The organism is Streptomyces sp. NPDC091271 (assembly GCF_044757505.1).
Lineage (GTDB): Bacteria > Actinomycetota > Actinomycetes > Streptomycetales > Streptomycetaceae > Streptomyces.
The window spans coordinates 405215-422436 of sequence record NZ_JBIVVD010000001.1 but is presented as its reverse complement, the minus strand read 5'-3'; the positions used below and the strand labels follow the sequence as shown (position 1 = coordinate 422436).

Genomic DNA, 17222 nt, shown 5'->3' with positions numbered 1-17222 from the left:
TATTGGCCACTCACTAACTTGTCAAGGGCGGCGTCCGCGCGGAAGCCGACAGCGCAGGGGCGCCGCGTGGGCGTCCCTGCGCCAGGTGGCTGTGCCGCTCAGGCGAGGCGGACGACGGCGCGGGACATGCCCAGCACCTTCTTGCCGTCGCTCATGGCGATCAGGTCGACCCGGACGGTGTTGTCGTCCAGCTTCGCGGCGACCTTGCCGCTGACCTCGATCAGCGCCCCGGTGTCGTCGTTCGGCACGACGACCGGCTTGGTGAACCGCACGCCGTACTCGACGACCGCGCCCGGGTCACCGGCCCAGTCCGTGACGACCCGGATCGCTTCGGCCATGGTGAACATGCCGTGCGCGATCACGTCGGGCAGACCGACCTCGCGCGCGAACTTCTCGTTCCAGTGGATCGGGTTGAAGTCGCCGGAGGCGCCCGCGTACTGCACCAGCGTGGCCCGGGTCACCGGGAACGACTGCGCCGGCAGCTCCGTACCGACCTCGACCGCCTCGTAGGCGATGCTCGCCGTCATCACGCCTCCTCGGCGGCGCGCGCCACCAGCTTGGTCCACGCGGTCACCACGTGCTCACCGGACTCGTCGTGCACCTCACCGCGGATGTCCACGATGTCGTTGCCCGCCATCGTCTTGATGGCCTCGATCGTCGAGGTGACCGTCAGCCGGTCCCCCGCCCGCACGGGACGCACATAGGCGAACTTCTGGTCACCGTGCACCACGCGGCTGTAGTCCAGGCCCAGCTGCGGGTCCTGCACCACCTGGCCCGCGGCCTTGAAGGTGATGGAGAACACGAACGTGGGCGGGGCGATCACATCCGGGTGCCCCAGAGCCTTGGCGGCCTCCGGATCCACGTACGCGGGATCGGTGTCACCCACCGCCTCCGCGAACTCCCGGATCTTCTCCCGGCCGACCTCGTACGCCGGGGTGGGCGGATAGGTCCGCCCCACGAAGGACTGGTCGAGCGCCATGAGCCCGGTACCTCCTGGTGAAAGTCGAATGGGGCGTTGACCACCCGAGTCATCAAGATAAACGACACGAGGCCGCCCCCAGTGGGGACGGCCTCGTGTACGAGCCTGTTTCAGCGCGTTTCGCGGTGCGCGGTGTGCGAGTTGCAGCGCGGGCAGTGCTTCTTCATCTCAAGACGGTCCGGGTTGTTACGCCGGTTCTTCTTGGTGATGTAGTTCCGCTCCTTGCACTCCACGCAGGCCAGCGTGATCTTCGGGCGGACGTCGGTGGCAGCCACGTGAGTGCTCCTTGGACGGACGGATGGACGGATGAACGCAAAAAAGAGTAGCCGATCGAAGGACCGACCCCACAATCGGCTACCGTTAGTAGCGGTGACCGGACTTGAACCGGTGACACAGCGATTATGAGCCGCTTGCTCTACCGACTGAGCTACACCGCTTTGATGACGAGCTTCCCCGCCGAAGCGGGGTCACCCGATCACCAGAGCCCCAATGCGGAATCGAACCGCAGACCTTCTCCTTACCATGGAGACGCTCTACCGACTGAGCTATTGGGGCGAGCGAGGAAGACATTACACGCTCTGTCGCCGATCGCCCAAATCCGTTTCCGCGGCCCGCAGCGGCCCCCCTCCCGCCCCCCGGACGACCCCGGCGGCCGACCCCCTGATCAGGCCCTTGATCAGCCTGTACGCCACCTTCGCGGACCGGCTCACGGGCCCCGGTGGCGCCGCTTCCACCGCCCGCCCCGCGAGGCCACATTCGTACGACTAATTCGCTCCTCCTCGGAGTGCACCGGGCACCGGCCTAGGCTCGGCGCACTCTGCGTGATCTTGTATTTCGTCCAGGACCTCCAGGAGCGGTGCAATGCCCGAAAGTCGCGGCGAGGCGCCCGCGCTCCTCCTGAGCGGGGCACGGCTCACGGACGGTCGCTCCGTCGACGTGCGGATCGACGGGCAGCGCATCGAGGCCGTCGGGACGGCGGGCAGCCTCACCGCTCCGGGGACCCGCCTGGACCTGCGCGGATACCTCCTGCTGCCCGCCCCCGCGGAGCCCCACGCCCACCCCGGCACAGCGCTCACCGCCATCACCGGGGGCTCGCCGTCCCACCGCCCCGAGGACGTCCGGCGCCGTGCGACCGAGGCCGCGCTGCTCCAGCTCAGCCACGGGGCCACCGCGTTGCGCGCCCATGTGCGCGTGGGCGGCGTACAGGAGCTCGGTCTGCTGGAGGGTGTGCTGGCGGCCCGCCGCTCCCTGCGGGGCCTCACCGACCTGACCGCCGTCGCCGTGCCCCGGCTCCTCACCGGGGTGGCCGGCGCCGACGGCCTCGCCGTGCTCCGTGACGCCGTGGACATGGGGGCGGGCGTGATCGGCGGCTGCCCCGACCTCGATCCCGACCCGGCCGGTCACGCCGAAGCCGTCCTTGATCTGGCCGCCGCCCACGGGCTCCCCGTCGATCTGCACACGGACGGTGACGACCCGGCCCGGCTCGCCCGGCTGACCGCCATGGCCGGCGGGCTCCGCCCGGGCGTCTGTATCGGACCCTGCGCGGGCCTCTCGCGGCTTCCCGGCGACGAGGCGGCCCGCGCCGCCGACCGGCTCGCCGCCGCGGCCGTGTCCGTGGTCTGCCTCCCGCAGGGCGGCTGCTCCGAGGCCCGGCTCCGCGGCACCCCGCCCGTACGGCTGCTGCGGGACGCCGGGGTGCGGGTGGCGGCGGGCAGCGGAGCCCTGCGGGACGCCTCCAACCCGGTCGGCCGGGGCGACCCCCTGGAGGCGGCGTACCTGCTGGCCTCGCAGGAGGGGCTCCGGCCCGAACACGCCTACGACGCCGTCTCCGGCGCCGCCAGAGCGGCCCTGGGCCTGCCCGGGGTGCGCGTCGAGGCCGGCTTCCCCGCCGAGCTGCTCGCCGTACGCGGGGACGGACTGGCCGGAGTGCTCTCCCTCGCCTACAGCAGGATCGTCGTGCACCGGGGGCGCGTGGTGGCACGGACCAGTGCCGTGCGTGAGTACCGCGACTCCGGGGCCGCCGCCTCGGCCCTCGACCTCCCCCGCCAGGGCCGGACCGATTCCGGCCCCGGCGGCGGGCCTTGAGCACGAGCGCTCCCCGCGGCGTACGGTCGGAAGCATGCGCATTGTCATTGCAGGTGGACATGGTCAGATCGCGCTGCGGCTCGAGCGACTGCTCGCCGCGCGCGGTGACGAAGCGGTGGGCGTCATCCGGAATCCGGAGCAGAGTGACGACCTGAGGGCGGCAGGCGCCGAACCCGTCGTCCTCGACCTCGAATCGGCGTCCGTCGAGGAGGCGGCGGAGGTCCTGCGGGGCGCGGACGCCGCGGTCTTCGCGGCCGGCGCCGGCCCGAACAGCGGTTCGGCACGCAAGGACACGGTGGACCGCGGAGCGGCCGTGCTCTTCGCGGACGCGGCGGAACAGGCGGGGGTGCGGCGCTACGTCGTGGTGTCCTCCATGGGCGCCGACCCGGATCACACCGGCGACGAGGTCTTCGACATCTACCAGCGGGCCAAGGGCGAGGCGGACGCGTACGTACGTTCCAGGAGCGGCCTGGACTGGACGATCCTGCGCCCCGGAATGCTCACGAACGACGCCGGGACAGGCCAGGTCCTGCTCGCCGCCTCGACGGGCCGCGGCCCGATCCCCCGCGACGACGTGGCGGCGGTGCTGACGGAGCTGCTGGACACCTCCGCGACGGCGGGACTGACGCTGGAGCTGATCAGCGGGAGCAAGCCCGTGGCGGTCGCGGTGAAGGACGTCGCCGGGAACTGAGTGCGGGGCCGTCCCGCACCCCCGCGCGGGCGCAGGGGGTGCGGTTCTCCGCAGGTCCGCTTCCTGCGGAGAACCGCAGCGGACCGGGCGGCCATCCGCATACCGGCCGATGAGCTGCGGTTTCTAACGTGGAGGGTGATCGGGGGTACACGCCCCGGGGTAACGACCCGCCGCCTTGGAGACTCATATGCATCTCATGTACTCGGCTTCATCGCAGGAGCCCTCGGGCGGTATCGCGGGCTGGGCCACCGAGCTCGTCGACACCATGGGCGGTCCCGGAGCCGGTCTGGCCATCGCGCTGGAGAACCTGTTCCCGCCGCTGCCGAGCGAAGTGATCCTGCCGCTGACCGGCTTCGCCGCCGGCCAGGGTGTCCTCAGCCTGCCTTCCGCACTGTTCTGGACCACGCTCGGCTCGGTCGTGGGGGCCGTGGTCCTCTACTGGATCGGCGCGGCCTTCGGCCGTGACCGCATGCACACCATCTGGGGGAAGCTGCCGCTGGTGAAGGCCTCCGATCTGGAACGCACGGAGAAGTGGTTCGCGAAGCACGGCACCAAGGCGGTCTTCTTCGGCCGTATGGTGCCGATCTTCCGCAGCCTCATCTCCGTCCCCGCCGGTGTGGAGCGCATGCCGCTCCACGTCTTCGTCGCGCTGACCGCACTCGGCAGCCTGATCTGGAACTCGGTCCTGGTGATGGCCGGTTACTGGCTGGGCGACCGTTGGGAGACGGTGGAGACCTACGTCGGGTTGGCCTCCAAGGCCGTACTGGTCCTGGTGGTCGTGGCCGTCGTGACGTACGTCGTCCGGAGGCTGCGCTCCACCGACCGGGCCCAGCACCGCCGCAGTTCATGACCCATCCCGGGCATCCGGGGGCGGCGGTCCCGCCTCCGCATCAGCCCGGTCGATCTTGCTGCGTCCCCGCGACCGCACTAGGCTCCGCGGTCGTGGGCGGTCGGACACTCTCCTGGTTGCGCCGGGGCCTGGGCACGATCCTCGGCTGCGCGACCGCCTTGGCCGGATCTCTCTACTTCCTCGTGGCCGGCACCGCTCTCGGCCCCTTCCTGCTGTGGTCGCTCACCCGGGCCCGCGCCCTCGGCGTCCTCGTGGCGGGAGCTCTGCGGCTGACGGGCGTGGAACGGGCGCGGAGGTCCTTCTTCTTCGACGACCGCTTACCGGAGCACTACGAGGCGTCCGGCCCGAAGGTCCTCCGCTACCTCGCGGTCCGCAGCTGCACCGGCCTGTTGTGCGCCCTCGTGATCGGGCTGCTGGGTTTTGGTGTCGTCCTGGCGGGACTGCTGTCCCGGGGTGTGGTCCAGGGCTCGCTCGGGTGGGACGAACTGCTGGTGCAGGTGGTCCTCGGCGGGGTGCTGCTCTTCCTCGACCTCCAGGGGCTCCGCTCGCTCGTCGCCCTGGACTCCCGGCTCGCCCGCGAGTGCTTCGGCCCCTCCGAGCAGGAGCTGTTGCGCCGTCGTATCGACGAACTGTCCAGCAGCCGGGCGGCGGTCGTACAGGCGGTGGACGCCGAACGCCGGCGCATCGAGCGGGACATCCATGACGGGATCCAGCAACGTCTGGTGGCCCTGGCCATGCTGCTCGGACGGGCCCGCAGGGGGCGCGAGCCCGAGCAGGCGGACGCCCTGCTGCTCCAGGCGCACCAGGAGTCGAGGGACGTACTCGCGGAACTGCGCGAAGTGGCCTGGCGGGTCTATCCGTCGGCGCTCGACAGCCTGGGTCTCGAGGAGGCCCTGGGTGGGGTGTCCGAGCGGTGCTCCATACCCGTCCGTACGGTGTTCGATGTCAGCCGGCCTCTGCCACGGCCGGTGGAGACCGCCGCGTACTTCGTGGTGTCGGAGTGCGTGACCAACGCGGCCAAGCACTCCGGCGCCACGGCCGTGTCCGTACGCGTGGTGCTGGGCGGGAGTGTGCTCACGGTGCGCACCCAGGACAACGGCAAGGGCGGCGCGGATCCTGCGGGCATCGGGCTGAGCGGCCTGCGCAGCAGGGTGGACGCGCTGGACGGCACTCTGCACATCGACAGCCCCGAGGGGGGACCCACCATGGTGACCGCGGAGCTTCCATGCGCCTGATGCTCGCCGAGGACTCGACGCTGCTGCGGGAGGGCCTGGTACGGCTCCTCGTCGAGGAAGGGCACGAGGTCCTGGCCTCGTTCGGGGACGCGGTGTCCCTGATGGAGGAGATGGAGACGCGGCGGCCGGACATCGTCGTCCTCGACATCCGGATGCCTCCGACGCACACCACCGAGGGGCTGCGCGCGGCCCTGGAGATCCGCGAGCGATGGCCGGAAACCGGCGTGCTGGTGCTCTCCCAGCACATCGAACGCCACTACGCGGCCCAGTTGCTGGCCTCCAGCGCGGAACGCGTGGGGTATCTCCTCAAGGACCGGGTCGCGCAGGTCGACGAGTTCCTGGACGCGTTGGAGCGTATCCAGGCGGGTGGCGCCGCCATCGATCCCGAGGTGGTCCGGCAGCTGGTCATCCGCTCCACGCACGGGGACCCCCTGGCCCGCCTCACGCCCCGCGAGCGCAGCGTGCTCGAACCTCTGGCCCAGGGGCTCACCAACACGGCGATCGCAAAGCAACTGCACATCTCCGTGAGTGCGGTGGAGAAGAACCTCAACGCGATCTTCGACAAGCTGGAGCTGTCGCACACCACCGGTCACAGCAGGCGGATCCTCGCGGTCCTGAGATACCTGGAGTCCTAGGGTCTTCGTGCTGGGCCCGCGAGGCGTTGCGGCTCGCGGGAGCGTCGGCGGGCTACCGTCGGGCCCATGAACGGTGGCCCGGACAGCCGAGGCTGGCTCCCCTGTTACCTCAGCGGTGCGGTGTTCGCCGTGTGCATGGCGGGGACGACCCTGCCGACCCCGCTCTACAGCCTCTATCAGGACGAACTCGGCTTCTCCGAGCTGACGGTGACGGTCGTGTACGCCGTGTACGCCTTCGGTGTCATCGGGGTGCTGTTGCTCGCCGGAAACGCCTCCGACGCGGTCGGCAGACGACCTGTGCTGCTGGGGGGTCTGGGCTTCGCGGCGGCGAGCGCCGTCTGCTTCCTGTGTGCCACCGCCCTGGGCTGGCTCTTCGCGGGGCGGCTGCTGTCGGGCCTGTCGGCCGGGCTGTTCACCGGGGCGGCCACCGCGTACGTCATGGAGCTGGCACCCGGCAAGGGCTCCCCCCGGGCCTCGTTCGTGGCGACGGCCGCCAACATGGGCGGTCTGGGCTGCGGGCCGCTGCTGGCCGGAATCCTCGCGCAGTACGCCCCCTGGCCGCTGTATCTGCCGTTCGTCGTACACCTGGTGCTGCTGGCCGTCTCCGGGGTTGTCCTGCTCGGCCTGAAGGAGACCGTGAGCGAGCGGCGCCCCCTGAGCACCGTCCGCCCGCAGCGCCCGGGGCTGCCGCCCGAGGTCCGGAAGGTCTTCAGGCCCGCGGCGCTCGCCTCCTTCGTGGGGTTCGCCCTGTTCGGGGTGTTCACCTCGGTCAGCCCCGCGTTCCTCGCCGAGTTCCTGGACGTGGACAACCACGCCGTGAGCGGGCTGATCGTCGCGCTGGCCTTCTTCGCCTCGGTCGCGGGTCAGTCGGCGGTCGGCAGGATCGGAGAACAGCGGTCGCTGTCGCTGGGCTGCGCCGGCCTCCTGGGCGGACTGGCGCTGCTCGCGGCCGCACTGTGGTGGCAGCTGCTGCCCCTGATCGTGCTGAGCGCGCTCCTCGGCGGCGGAGGCCAGGGACTGGCATTCCGGGCGGCCCTGGCGCAGGTGGCGGCGGCATCGCCCGCAGGCAGCCGAGCGGCGGTGATCTCGACGCTGTTCGTGGTGGCGTACACGGGCATCTCGCTGCCGGTGATCGGCGTGGGCATCCTCTCGGGCCACATCGGGCTCCAGGACGCGGGGCTGGTCTTCATCGCGTGCATGGCCGTCCTGGTCACCTGCGCCGGCCTCTACCTCGTGCGGCGGCCGGCCGTGAAGCGGGCATGACGGCGGCTGTCGCGGCCTGTCGCACGATTGCGCATCCCCGCACCCGCACGGCCGAGGACGGTTGAGGGAGCACCGTCGGCCGTACGGGCGACCGGTCGTGCGATCCGGGGGGCCCTGCGCATCAGGTGTGCCGGGCTGCCTCAGCCCGGTCGACAGCGGCCTCGATGACGGCGGTTCAGTGCAGTCACTCTTGACCACCATGTACTTTGCATCGCAAAGTTGAGAGAGGGGCGGCCGCCCGGCGGCCGCTTCCTCACGCTGACGCAGCGCGACCACAAGGGGAACATCGTGGGTACACCGTCACCGAGCAGTGCGGAAACCGGGCCGAGGGCGCACGCCGCCGATCTGCTGGCCGCCACGGAAGGCCTGCGCGCCAGGACCCGGGCGCAGATGAACGGCTCGTGGGTCTCTCTTCTCAGCTTCGGCCTTCTTGCACTGGTGGCCGCTCCGATGGCCCGGTACGCCTTCAACTTCGGGCCCACGGCCGCAGCATCGGGTCCTACCCGGCTTTCGCCTACGCCGAGTTGAGCGGCCTGTGCGTGGTCCATGAACCGGGGACCCCCTGCCTGAAGGGCGAGTTCGACGGCGCCGCCCTGCGCTTCGCGGCCTGGGGCGTGTGGTTCGCGCTCCTCCCCCTGGCATGGTTCGTCTTCGCTCGCTGGTACCACCTGCGTGGCGAGTCCCGGGGCGTCGTCCCCCGCCGCGGCGCGTGGATCCGTACGACCGCCATAGCCACCGCGGCCGTCGCGACCGCCGTGTCGGCGCTGCTGTTCGGCAGGGACCAGCCGTGGGAGGCCGTGGTACTGGAGAACAGCTACGCCTCTCCGTGGTACCTGGTCGGGATCGGGCTCGTCGCCCTCGGGCTGGTCGAACGCAGCTGGATCACCGTAGCCGCGGGCATCACCCACGCCCTGTCGCTCACCGGCTACCTCGGCGCCTCATGGGGCAGCGGATGGCTCCCCTGGCAGCACCCCATGCACCCCGGCTGGACCGACGGGCCACAGGCTAAGGCGCTGCTGCTCGCCGCCGTCCTGCTCCTCGCCGGCCTGGCCGAGTGGGCGGTGGCCCGTCACCGGGCCACGTCCGGCACCGCCGGTGCCGGTACGGTTGCCGCATGAGTGTCGGAGGCCCGGCTGCCACGTGGGACGACCGGGAAGGACTCCATCCGACCCAGTCGCTGGACGACACCGTCCATCAACGTGTGCGGCTCGGCATTCTCACCATCGCTCGAGAAGCCGACCGGGTCGAGTTCGGCTTCCTCAAGCAGCAGCTCGCCGTCACGGACGGAAACCTCTCCCGGCACCTGAGGGTGCTGGAGGAATCGGGTCTGATCACCGTGGAGAAGGGGTACGCCGGCCGGCGCCCCCGGACGTGGGTCGCCCTCACCCGCGAAGGCGCGCAGGCGCTGGACGCCGAACTTCGCGCACTGCGCGCACTCGTCCTCCGCTTGGAGAACCCCCACCCCGCTCCCGGTCCACCCGGCTCGTGACCATTGCTGCAGGAGTCCGCTCGCGCCGGCCGCGACCGTGCGGCCTCACACCGCTGCGGCCGTAAATGGAGTAAAGGCCCACCAAACGGCTGGGGTCGGCGGGTGAGCCGAACCGAGGAGATAGCCGAAGGCGCGGGGCCGTTCACGACCCCGCTGACCTGGCATCCCAGCGACGGAGGCACGGCGGGCTGGGAGTCGCGGCGGGCACAGGCGCGGCCTGCTCGCTGTGCGGGCCGCCGGCGGAGCGGCGCCCCGTACACGAAGCCCGGACAGCGAATCGGTCGGCCGCCTCAGGCGGCTGAACACCATTGCCTCGGGTGCCTTCACGGTGGGTGGGGCCTGTTCGCCGCCGGTGCCGCGGTGGCCCAGTTCGGCACCGGCGAGGCGACGAGCGCCTGGATCTACTTCGCCGGCGGCCTGTTCTTCAACACGGGCGGCTATGCGTCACTGCTCCAGGTGGTCAACGCACCTCGCCGGGACAGTGGAATCGGCGCTCTTGCCGCAACGCGCTGGAAATGGTGGAGCTACGAGCCCGGCCGGATCGACTGGCTGAGCACCTTCCTGCTGTTCGTGGGAACGCTCGTGTTCGGCATCAACCTGCTCAGCTCCCTGCTGCAAGGGCTCTCCGTGCAGCAGGAGAACAGACTGACCTGGGATCCTGACCTGGTCGGATGCATCCTGTTCCTGGTCTCGGGGCACCTCGCCCTGGCTGAGGTCTGCCACGGCCGGCCGGGCATCCGCCCCCGCGATCTCGGCTGATGGATCGTCGCGGTCAACCAACTCGGATCCGCGCTCTTCATGCGTTCGGCACCACCGCGAGACCACTTCGCCCCGCCGGGTCCGGGTCCCGGCGGGGCGAAGTGCACGACTCTCGGCTGGGGCGCGGCCCGTCAGGCGCCGGCCGGGAACGACTCCCATGCGCTGCATGTCGCCGTCACCACCGTGCCGTTGTTCCGCAGGCACACCTTGAGGTAGATCCGGGAGCTCTCTGACGCACTGGCGTTGACGTCCTCGCAGGTGGCACGCCCCTTGCCGTTGTAGAGCGAGTGGACGGTCCCGCCGCTGCCGACCTTCCAGTAGCCGATGACTCCCGCGCCGTCCGTCGAGTTGTCGCAGGTCGAGATGTGCTCGCCGTGCGTGGCGAGGTCCATCGAACCGGCTGCGCTCAAGTAGCTGCCGGACGGCTTGGTCGTCACGTCGTAGATCTCGGCGGCCGACGCGGGGCCCGCGATCACCAGGCCGCCGACGGCCACGGCGAACGCGACACCCGCCACGGACACCGAACGCCGCTTGCTGCTCAGCCGACTCTGCAGAAAGGACATAGTTCCCCACCCCCATATCGCACACTCACTCGAACGTGCATACGAGGAAAACTACTGGCAGACGCACGGACGCACTCCCGCTTCGCGCATCGGGCACATCCCCTTCACGTACTGATCACTTCAGCTCGCATCACTCAGCCCGGGCCCCGAGCCAGGCACCCGGCGTAGCCGAACTTGCCCGCTTCCCACGTATGGTCGCCCCACGCCCGTCCCACGGGGCTGGTCGGCACGCGAGAGACACCCAGCCCGAGCGGGAACGCGGACCCTCTGAGCTCATCGCGCCAGGCAATGAGAGAGGGCCCGTGAGCAGCATTTCTGCTGTTCACGGGCCCTCTCGTTCGTGTGGCGGCGCCAGGGTTCGAACCTGGGTAGGCTGAGCCGGCAGATTTACAGTCTGCTCCCTTTGGCCACTCGGGCACACCGCCTCGAACGACGCGTTGGATCCCGGTTGGGGCTCCTTGGCGACGTCGTAAACGATACCTGATGCCCAGGGGTGCTACGCCACCTGATTGATCAGCACCGGGCGCGCCCGGGTGGCTAGGCTTTGTGCCGTACCCCAACGCATACGACGCAAGGAGCCACACGTCATGGCCGACTCCAGTTTCGACATCGTCTCGAAGGTCGAGCGGCAGGAGGTCGACAACGCCCTCAACCAGGCCGCCAAGGAGATCTCCCAGCGCTACGACTTCAAGGGGACGGGCGCGTCGATCTCCTGGTCCGGCGAGAAGATCCTGATGGAGGCGAACGGCGAGGAGCGGGTCAAGGCGATCCTCGACATCTTCCAGTCCAAGCTGATCAAGCGTGGGATCTCGCTGAAGTCGCTGGACGCGGGTGAGCCGCAGCTTTCCGGCAAGGAGTACAAGATCTTCGCCACGATCGAGGAGGGCATCTCCCAGGAGAACGCCAAGAAGGTGGCGAAGATCATTCGCGACGAGGGCCCGAAGGGCGTCAAGGCGCAGGTCCAGGGCGAGGAGCTGCGGGTCAGCTCCAAGAGCCGGGACGACCTGCAGGCGGTGCAGGCGCTGATCAAGGGCAAGGACCTCGACTTCGCGGTGCAGTTCGCCAACTACCGGTAGACGGTTCGCTGCCGTGTGCAGCGGGTCGTGGGCGGGGCGGGGTATGCCGGTCGGCATGGCCCGCCCCGTAGCCGTGTCCGAAGGGGCTGGGCGGGCGCCGGGTCAGCGGCGGTCGCGGGAGTTGCCGAAGAGCAGGCGGTAGGCGATCAGCAGGACGAGCGATCCGGCGATGGCCGCCACCCAGGTGGCCGTGTCGTAGAAGTCCGTGCTGATGGGGCGGTCGAGGAAGCGGGACGACAGCCACCCCCCGAGGAAGGCGCCCACGATGCCGATGACGGTCGTGCCGATGATGCCCCCGGGGTCGCGGCCCGGCAGGAGAAACTTGGCTATGGCTCCGGCCAGCAGTCCGAGGATGATCCAGCTGATGATGCTCATGTTCGCGTACCTACCCGTCACTTGTTCCTGCAAGCCAGGACGCTTGCGGGGACGGGTGCGGTTGCCCGGGCCGGCTGTCTAGCGGGTGGCGAACGGCTGGTCCGTGGGGACGATCTCCTTGCCGAAGGGCATCAGCGAGACCGGGATGAGCTTGAAGTTCGCGATGCCCAGGGGGATGCCGATGATCGTGACGCACAGGGCGATGCCGGTGAAGATGTGGCCGAGCGCGAGCCACCAGCCGGCCAGGATCACCCAGAGGACGTTGCCGATGAGGGAACCGCCGCCCGCGTCGTGACGGTCGACGACGGTGCGGCCGAAGGGCCAGAGGGCGTAGACGCCGATACGGAACGCGGCCACACCGAAGGGGATGCCGATGATCGTGATGCAGAGCAGGAGCCCTGCGGCGATGTAGCCGAAGAACATCCACAGTCCGCACAGGACCAGCCAAATGACGTTCAGGATTGCGTTCATGGTCGGTACCCTGCCATCTGCTCGAGTCGGGCGATGCGTTCGGCCATGGGCGGGTGGGTCGAGAACATCTTGGACATGCCCTGGCCGGGACGGAACGGGTTCGCGATCATCATGTGACTCGCGGTCTCGATCCGTGGTTCGGGTGGGAGCGGAAGCTGTTTGGTCCCGGCGTCGAGCTTGCGCAGGGCGGACGCCAGGGCGAGCGGATCCCCGGTGAGCTGGGCCCCGGACGCGTCGGCCTGGTACTCACGGGAACGGCTCACGGCGAGCTGGATCACGGAGGCGGCGAGCGGGCCGAGGATCATGATCAGGAGCATCCCGAGGAGGCCGGGGCCGTCGTCGTCGTCGGACCGGCCGACGGGGATGAGCCACGCGAAGTTGACCAGGAACATGACCACCGAGGCGAGGGCACCCGCGACCGACGAGATGAGGATGTCGCGGTTGTAGACATGGCTCAGCTCGTGGCCGAGGACACCGCGCAGCTCGTGCTCGTCAAGGATCTGGAGGATCCCCTCGGTGCAGCACACGGCGGCGTTGCGCGGGTTGCGTCCGGTGGCGAAGGCGTTGGGTGCCTGGGTCGGGGAGATGTAGAGCCGGGGCATGGGCTGGCGGGCCGCCGTCGAGAGCTCGCGGACGGTGCGGTAGAGCTGCGGCGCCTCGAATTCGCTGACCGGGCGTGCCCGCATGGCGCGCAGGGCGAGCTTGTCGCTGTTCCAGTACGCGTAGGCGTTGGTGGCGAGCGCGACGAGGAGGGCCACGATCAGGCCGGTCCGTCCGAAGAAACTGCCGATGACGATGATGAGGGCCGAGAGGCCCCCGAGGAGTACAGCGGTTTTCAGCCCGTTGTGCCGGCGGTGCACGGTACGCCCTCCAAGTGGTGCAGCAGGGGAACCCTTGCTCGGTGGTGCTCCACTCCCCAGTGGAGCCTCCCGTACTGGTCAACGCGAGGCGGCGGAAGCTAGTTCCCTTGTGCGAGGTGGCCGGGGGCACAGGCACCAGGGGCGGATCCGGTCGGATCCGCCCCTGGGCCGTACGGGTGGGTGTGCCTGCGCGGGCCCGTGAGGGCCGTCGGCGGCAGGTCAGCGCTGGGCGGGGAGCTCGGCGAGCGCCCGGGCCTCCGCGTCCGGCTCGACCTCGCTGGTGCAGTGGGCGCAGCGGGAGGCGATGGAGGGGATCTCGCTGAAGCAGTGGGGGCAGTCGCGCAGGGCGGCCTTGATGTCGGCCTTCTGCTCTTCTTCCTTGGTCGTGAAGCGGTTCTGGACCTTGGCCATGGGGAGGACGACCAGGAAGTAGAGGACCGCGGCGGTGATGAGGAAGGCGATGGCGGCGCTGACGAAGAGGCCGTAGGGGAACGTCACGCCGTCGACGCTGTAGGAGGCCTTGCTGAAGTCGCCGGTACCGCGGGTGAAGAGGCCGATGAGCGGCACGATGAACGCGTTGCTGAAGCCGGTGACCACCGCGGTGAAGGCGGCTCCTACGGCGAGGCCGATGGCCATGGAGATGACGTTCCCGCGAAGGATGAAGTCCTTGAACCCGTTCAGCACCGCTCTGGCTCCTCTGTGCTCTTCAATGTGTGCTCGTCCTGCGCGCTCCGATACGTGACGCGTGCACGCATGACCATGCCCTGCGCGTGGCTGCACGGGCAAGCTGGTCGGAGCCGGTCAGAAGAGGCTGAGGGTGGCGAAACGGAGGATGAGCTGGGGGGCGCCGGACAGTGTGATTCCGGCTACGGCGGTGAGGGCGATCGCCAGGGTGAGCGGGACGGGGACCCGGAGCGCCGGGGCCTTGGGCGCCTCCTCGGAGACCGGGCCCGGCTCCGGGGCGCTGAAGAGCGCGGCGGTCCACCTGAGGTAGTAGTACAGCGCGATCACCACGTTGACGGCCATGACGACGGCGAGCCAGCCGAGCCCGGCGTCGACGGCCGAGGAGAAGACGGTGACCTTGGCGAAGAGCCCGATGATGCCGGGCGGCAGGCCTGCCAGGCAGAGCAGGAAGAAGCCCATGGCGAGCGCGGCCAGGGGGCGGGTGGCGTACAGGCCGCGGTAGTCGCTCAGGCGGTTGCCGGGGCGGCTGCGGGCGACCAGGGCTGCCACCGCGAACGCCCCGAGGTTCACCACGGCGTACATGAGCGCGTAGGCGACGGTGGAGCCGATCTGGGCGTCGCTGGAGTACGCGGCGGCGGCGATCGGGACGAGGAGGTAGCCCGCCTGCCCGACGGACGACCAGGCGAGGAGGCGAACGGCGCTGCGGGCGCGGGTCGCGGTCTGCCGAAGTGCGGCGACGTTGCCGACGGTCATGGTGAGCGCGGCGAGGACGGCCAGGGCGGGGCCCCAGACGTCGGCGTACGAGGGGAAGCCGATCACCGTGACGAGGATGAGGCCGGAGAAGCCGACGGCCTTGCCGACGACGGAGAGGTAGGCGGCGATGGGGAGCGGCGCTCCCACATAGGTGTCGGGGACCCAGAAGTGGAACGGCGCGGCGGCCGTCTTGAAGGCGAAGCCGACGAGGGTGAGGACGACGCCTGCCTCGGCGAGGGTGGAGAACCGGCCCGGTACGTCGTCGAGGCGGGCGGCGATCTCCGTGAGGTGCATCGTGCCGGTGGTCGCGTAGACGAAGCTGACGCCCAGGAGCATCACGGCGGTGGCGACGACGGAGGACAGGAAGAACTTCAGGGCCGCTTCGGAGGAGCGGCGGTCCCCGCGCTTGATGCCGACGAGGGCGAAGGCGGGGAGCGACGCGACTTCGAGGGCGACGACGAGGGTGGCGAGGTCCCGGGCGGCGGGGAGGAGCGCGGCTCCGGCCGCGGAGGACAGCAGCAGGAACCAGAACTCGCCCGCGGGGAGCTTGCGGGTGTCGCCGATCGAGAGCAGCGCGGTGAGCAGGGCTCCGCCGAGCACGAGGGCCTGGATGACGAGGGCGAAGTGGTCGGCGGTGTAGCTGCAGGCCTGTGTTCCTCCGGTGAGGCAGAACGTGGAGCGGTCCCCGGCGCGCAGCGGGACGAGCATGGCGAGCGCGGCGACGAGCCCGGCCACGGCTCCGTAGCCGAGGAGCGGCTTGCGGCGTTCGCCGGTGAAGAGGTCGGCGACGAGGACGAGCAGGGCCACGGACGCCGCGATGACGGGCGGTGCGATCGCGAGCCAGTCGACGGACTGGACGAGGCTTGCCGCCCCGGTTGCGCTGTCGGCTGCCACGGTCACGACTTGCCTCCTGCGAGGAGCTTCTGCACGGCCGGGTCGGTGAGGCCGAGGAGGACGGCGGGCCAGAGTCCGGCGAGGACGGTCAGGGCGGCGAGCGGGGTCCAGGCGGCGAACTCGTAGCGCTGGATGTCGGCGACCGGCTGCTGCTGCTCACGGTGCTCGCCCATGCAGACGCGGCGTACGACGACCAGCATGTACGCGGCCGTGAGCAGGGTGCCGAGGGCGCCGATGGACATGAAGGTGAGGAAGGCGGGACGGCTGAGCCCTTCGGCGGGGTCGAAGGCGCCGAACAGCGTGAGCATCTCCCCCCAGAACCCGGCGAGGCCGGGGAGTCCGAGCGAGGCGACGGCGGCGAAGGCGAGGAGGCCGCCGAGCCGGGGCGCACGACCGTAGAGAGCGGCTCCGGTGGCTCCGGACAGGGTGTCGAGGTCCGCCGTGCCGTAACGGTCCTTGACGGCGCCGACCAGGAAGAACAGCAGGCCCGTGATGAGGCCGTGGGCGATGTTCGCGAAGAGCGCCCCGTTCACGCCCGTGGGGGTCATGGTCGCGATGCCGAGGAGCACGAAGCCCATGTGGCCCACGGAGGAGTAGGCGATCAGGCGCTTGAGGTCGCCCTTGGCGCCGGGGCGCGCGAGGGCCAGGCAGGCGAGGGAACCGTAGATGATCCCGACGACGGCGAACGCCGCGAGGTACGGCGCGAAGGTCTGCATCCCGTCGGGGGTGACGGGGAGCAGGATGCGGACGAATCCGTACGTGCCCATCTTCAGCAGTACGCCGGCGAGGAGCACCGAGCCGACGGTCGGGGCAGCGGTGTGGGCGTCGGGCAGCCAGCTGTGCAGGGGCCACATCGGGGTCTTCACGGCCAGCCCGATCCCGACGGCCAGTACGGCGATGACCTGCACGGATGTGGTGAGGCCCCGGCCGTTGTCAGTGGCGAGTGCCACCATGTCGAAGGTGCCGCTCTTCAGTCCGATGAGGAGCAGTCCCAGCAGCATGATCACGGAGCCGAGCAGCGTGTAGAGGATGAACTTCCAGGCGGCGGGCTGCTTCCGGTCGCCGCCCCACCGGGCGATGAGGAAGTACATCGGGATGAGGACCATCTCGAAGGCCAGGAAGAACAGCAGCAGGTCGAGGACGGCGAAGGTCGCGAGGGTGCCGGACTCGAGGACGAGGACCAGGGCGACGAAGGCCTTCGGGGAGGGGCCTGCGGGGAGCTTGAAGTAGCTGTAGAGCGCGCAGAGGAAGGTCAGCAGCGCGGTCAGCACGAGAAGGGGGAGCGAGATGCCGTCGGTGCCGAGGTGGATCCGGACGTCGAGTGCCGGGATCCAGCTGATGTCCGTGGTGGCCTGCATCTTCGACGGGTGGTCATGGTCGAAGCCCGCGGCCAGGACGAGCGCGGCGAGGAGTACGGCGCCGGTGACGGTCACGCCGTGGCGGAGCACGGCCTGGTCGGGGTTCCTGCCCTTGAGGCCGGGCGGGGCGGGCAGGAGCGCGGTGGCCGCGCCGAGGAGCGGGCCGACGACGATGAACGCCAGAAGGAACTGCATCACGGAT

19 protein-coding genes, 3 tRNA genes and 1 pseudogene are annotated in these 17222 nt (G+C 70.1%); 10 read left to right on the top strand and 13 right to left on the bottom strand.

What is annotated here, in order from left to right; translation table 11 throughout:
* Positions 1–98: 98 nt before the first annotated feature.
* The 5 genes from ACIQM3_RS02115 to ACIQM3_RS02095 all read right to left on the bottom strand — a co-directional run bounded on the left by ACIQM3_RS02115 (position 99) and on the right by ACIQM3_RS02095 (position 1534).
* Positions 99–527 (bottom strand): MaoC family dehydratase, encoded by a 429-nt coding sequence (locus ACIQM3_RS02115; protein WP_401512987.1) that lies wholly within the window; start codon positions 525–527, stop codon positions 99–101.
* Positions 527–979 carry a MaoC family dehydratase N-terminal domain-containing protein gene (locus ACIQM3_RS02110; protein ID WP_401617592.1) on the bottom strand — a complete coding sequence of 151 codons (453 nt, stop codon included), beginning with the start codon at positions 977–979 and terminating at the stop codon, positions 527–529. The genes ACIQM3_RS02115 and ACIQM3_RS02110 overlap by 1 nt, the downstream gene beginning before the upstream one ends.
* A gap of 110 nt (positions 980–1089) precedes the next feature.
* Positions 1090–1254 carry a 50S ribosomal protein L33 gene (gene rpmG, locus ACIQM3_RS02105; protein ID WP_003956487.1) on the bottom strand — a complete coding sequence of 55 codons (165 nt, stop codon included), beginning with the start codon at positions 1252–1254 and terminating at the stop codon, positions 1090–1092.
* Positions 1255–1343: 89 nt separating this feature from the next.
* Positions 1344–1416: transfer RNA gene (locus tag ACIQM3_RS02100), tRNA-Met, on the bottom strand.
* A gap of 45 nt (positions 1417–1461) precedes the next feature.
* A tRNA-Thr gene (locus tag ACIQM3_RS02095) sits at positions 1462–1534 on the bottom strand.
* A 306-nt stretch (positions 1535–1840) separates the two neighbouring features.
* Between ACIQM3_RS02095 and ACIQM3_RS02090 the strand changes: the two genes are divergently transcribed.
* The 9 genes and pseudogenes from ACIQM3_RS02090 to ACIQM3_RS02050 form a co-directional block, all read left to right on the top strand.
* Complete coding sequence (locus ACIQM3_RS02090) at positions 1841–3064, top strand: amidohydrolase family protein (protein WP_401617589.1); 1224 nt, start codon at positions 1841–1843, stop codon at positions 3062–3064.
* 34 nt (positions 3065–3098) lie between these two features.
* Positions 3099–3755 carry an SDR family oxidoreductase gene (locus tag ACIQM3_RS02085; protein WP_401617586.1) on the top strand — a complete coding sequence of 219 codons (657 nt, stop codon included), beginning with the start codon at positions 3099–3101 and terminating at the stop codon, positions 3753–3755.
* 187 nt (positions 3756–3942) lie between these two features.
* Positions 3943–4605, top strand: coding sequence for a DedA family protein (locus tag ACIQM3_RS02080; RefSeq protein WP_401617584.1), 663 nt, complete (start codon positions 3943–3945; stop codon positions 4603–4605).
* Positions 4606–4697: 92 nt separating this feature from the next.
* Positions 4698–5840, top strand: a complete 1143-nt coding sequence (locus ACIQM3_RS02075) for a sensor histidine kinase (protein ID WP_401617582.1) — start codon at positions 4698–4700, stop codon at positions 5838–5840.
* Positions 5831–6475 (top strand): response regulator, encoded by a 645-nt coding sequence (locus ACIQM3_RS02070; RefSeq protein ID WP_401617580.1) that lies wholly within the window; start codon positions 5831–5833, stop codon positions 6473–6475. The genes ACIQM3_RS02075 and ACIQM3_RS02070 overlap by 10 nt, the downstream gene beginning before the upstream one ends.
* A gap of 66 nt (positions 6476–6541) precedes the next feature.
* Entirely contained in the window at positions 6542–7738 is a 1197-nt protein-coding gene (locus ACIQM3_RS02065) for an MFS transporter (protein WP_401617577.1), read from the top strand.
* A 539-nt stretch (positions 7739–8277) separates the two neighbouring features.
* Positions 8278–8856, top strand: coding sequence for a hypothetical protein (locus ACIQM3_RS02060; RefSeq protein WP_401617574.1), 579 nt, complete (start codon positions 8278–8280; stop codon positions 8854–8856).
* Positions 8853–9227: a winged helix-turn-helix domain-containing protein gene (locus ACIQM3_RS02055; RefSeq protein WP_401617572.1), complete on the top strand. Its 375-nt coding sequence runs from the start codon at positions 8853–8855 to the stop codon at positions 9225–9227. Before ACIQM3_RS02060 ends, ACIQM3_RS02055 begins: the two co-directional genes overlap by 4 nt.
* 102 nt (positions 9228–9329) lie before the next feature.
* Positions 9330–9983 (top strand): annotated as a pseudogene (locus tag ACIQM3_RS02050) (hypothetical protein); the annotation flags it as partial.
* Positions 9984–10117: 134 nt separating this feature from the next.
* Here the strand turns inward: ACIQM3_RS02050 and ACIQM3_RS02045 are convergent.
* A complete protein-coding gene (locus ACIQM3_RS02045) occupies positions 10118–10549 on the bottom strand; it encodes a hypothetical protein (RefSeq protein WP_401617569.1) in 432 nt (143 codons plus the stop codon).
* A 343-nt stretch (positions 10550–10892) separates the two neighbouring features.
* Positions 10893–10974 (bottom strand) — tRNA-Tyr (locus ACIQM3_RS02040).
* 162 nt (positions 10975–11136) lie between these two features.
* On the opposite strand from ACIQM3_RS02040, the gene ACIQM3_RS02035 reads away from it, so the two are divergent.
* Complete coding sequence (locus ACIQM3_RS02035; RefSeq protein ID WP_014154639.1) at positions 11137–11625, top strand: YajQ family cyclic di-GMP-binding protein; 489 nt, start codon at positions 11137–11139, stop codon at positions 11623–11625.
* A 102-nt stretch (positions 11626–11727) separates the two neighbouring features.
* On the opposite strand, the gene ACIQM3_RS02030 is transcribed toward ACIQM3_RS02035, so the two are convergent.
* The 6 genes from ACIQM3_RS02030 to ACIQM3_RS02005 form a co-directional block, all read right to left on the bottom strand.
* Positions 11728–12000, bottom strand: coding sequence for a GlsB/YeaQ/YmgE family stress response membrane protein (locus tag ACIQM3_RS02030; RefSeq protein ID WP_104788223.1), 273 nt, complete (start codon positions 11998–12000; stop codon positions 11728–11730).
* Positions 12001–12078: 78 nt separating this feature from the next.
* Entirely contained in the window at positions 12079–12471 is a 393-nt protein-coding gene (locus ACIQM3_RS02025) for a YccF domain-containing protein (protein ID WP_401617565.1), read from the bottom strand.
* The gene (gene htpX, locus ACIQM3_RS02020) at positions 12468–13331 is read right to left on the bottom strand and encodes a zinc metalloprotease HtpX (RefSeq protein WP_401617562.1); all 864 of its coding nucleotides are present in this window, start codon (positions 13329–13331) and stop codon (positions 12468–12470) included. Before htpX ends, ACIQM3_RS02025 begins: the two co-directional genes overlap by 4 nt.
* 219 nt (positions 13332–13550) lie before the next feature.
* Positions 13551–14015: a large conductance mechanosensitive channel protein MscL gene (gene mscL, locus ACIQM3_RS02015; RefSeq protein WP_401617560.1), complete on the bottom strand. Its 465-nt coding sequence runs from the start codon at positions 14013–14015 to the stop codon at positions 13551–13553.
* A gap of 117 nt (positions 14016–14132) precedes the next feature.
* Complete coding sequence (locus tag ACIQM3_RS02010) at positions 14133–15668, bottom strand: NADH-quinone oxidoreductase subunit N (protein WP_401617557.1); 1536 nt, start codon at positions 15666–15668, stop codon at positions 14133–14135.
* Entirely contained in the window at positions 15665–17215 is a 1551-nt protein-coding gene (locus tag ACIQM3_RS02005; RefSeq protein ID WP_401619938.1) for an NADH-quinone oxidoreductase subunit M, read from the bottom strand. Before ACIQM3_RS02005 ends, ACIQM3_RS02010 begins: the two co-directional genes overlap by 4 nt.
* Positions 17216–17222: the final 7 nt, after the last annotated feature.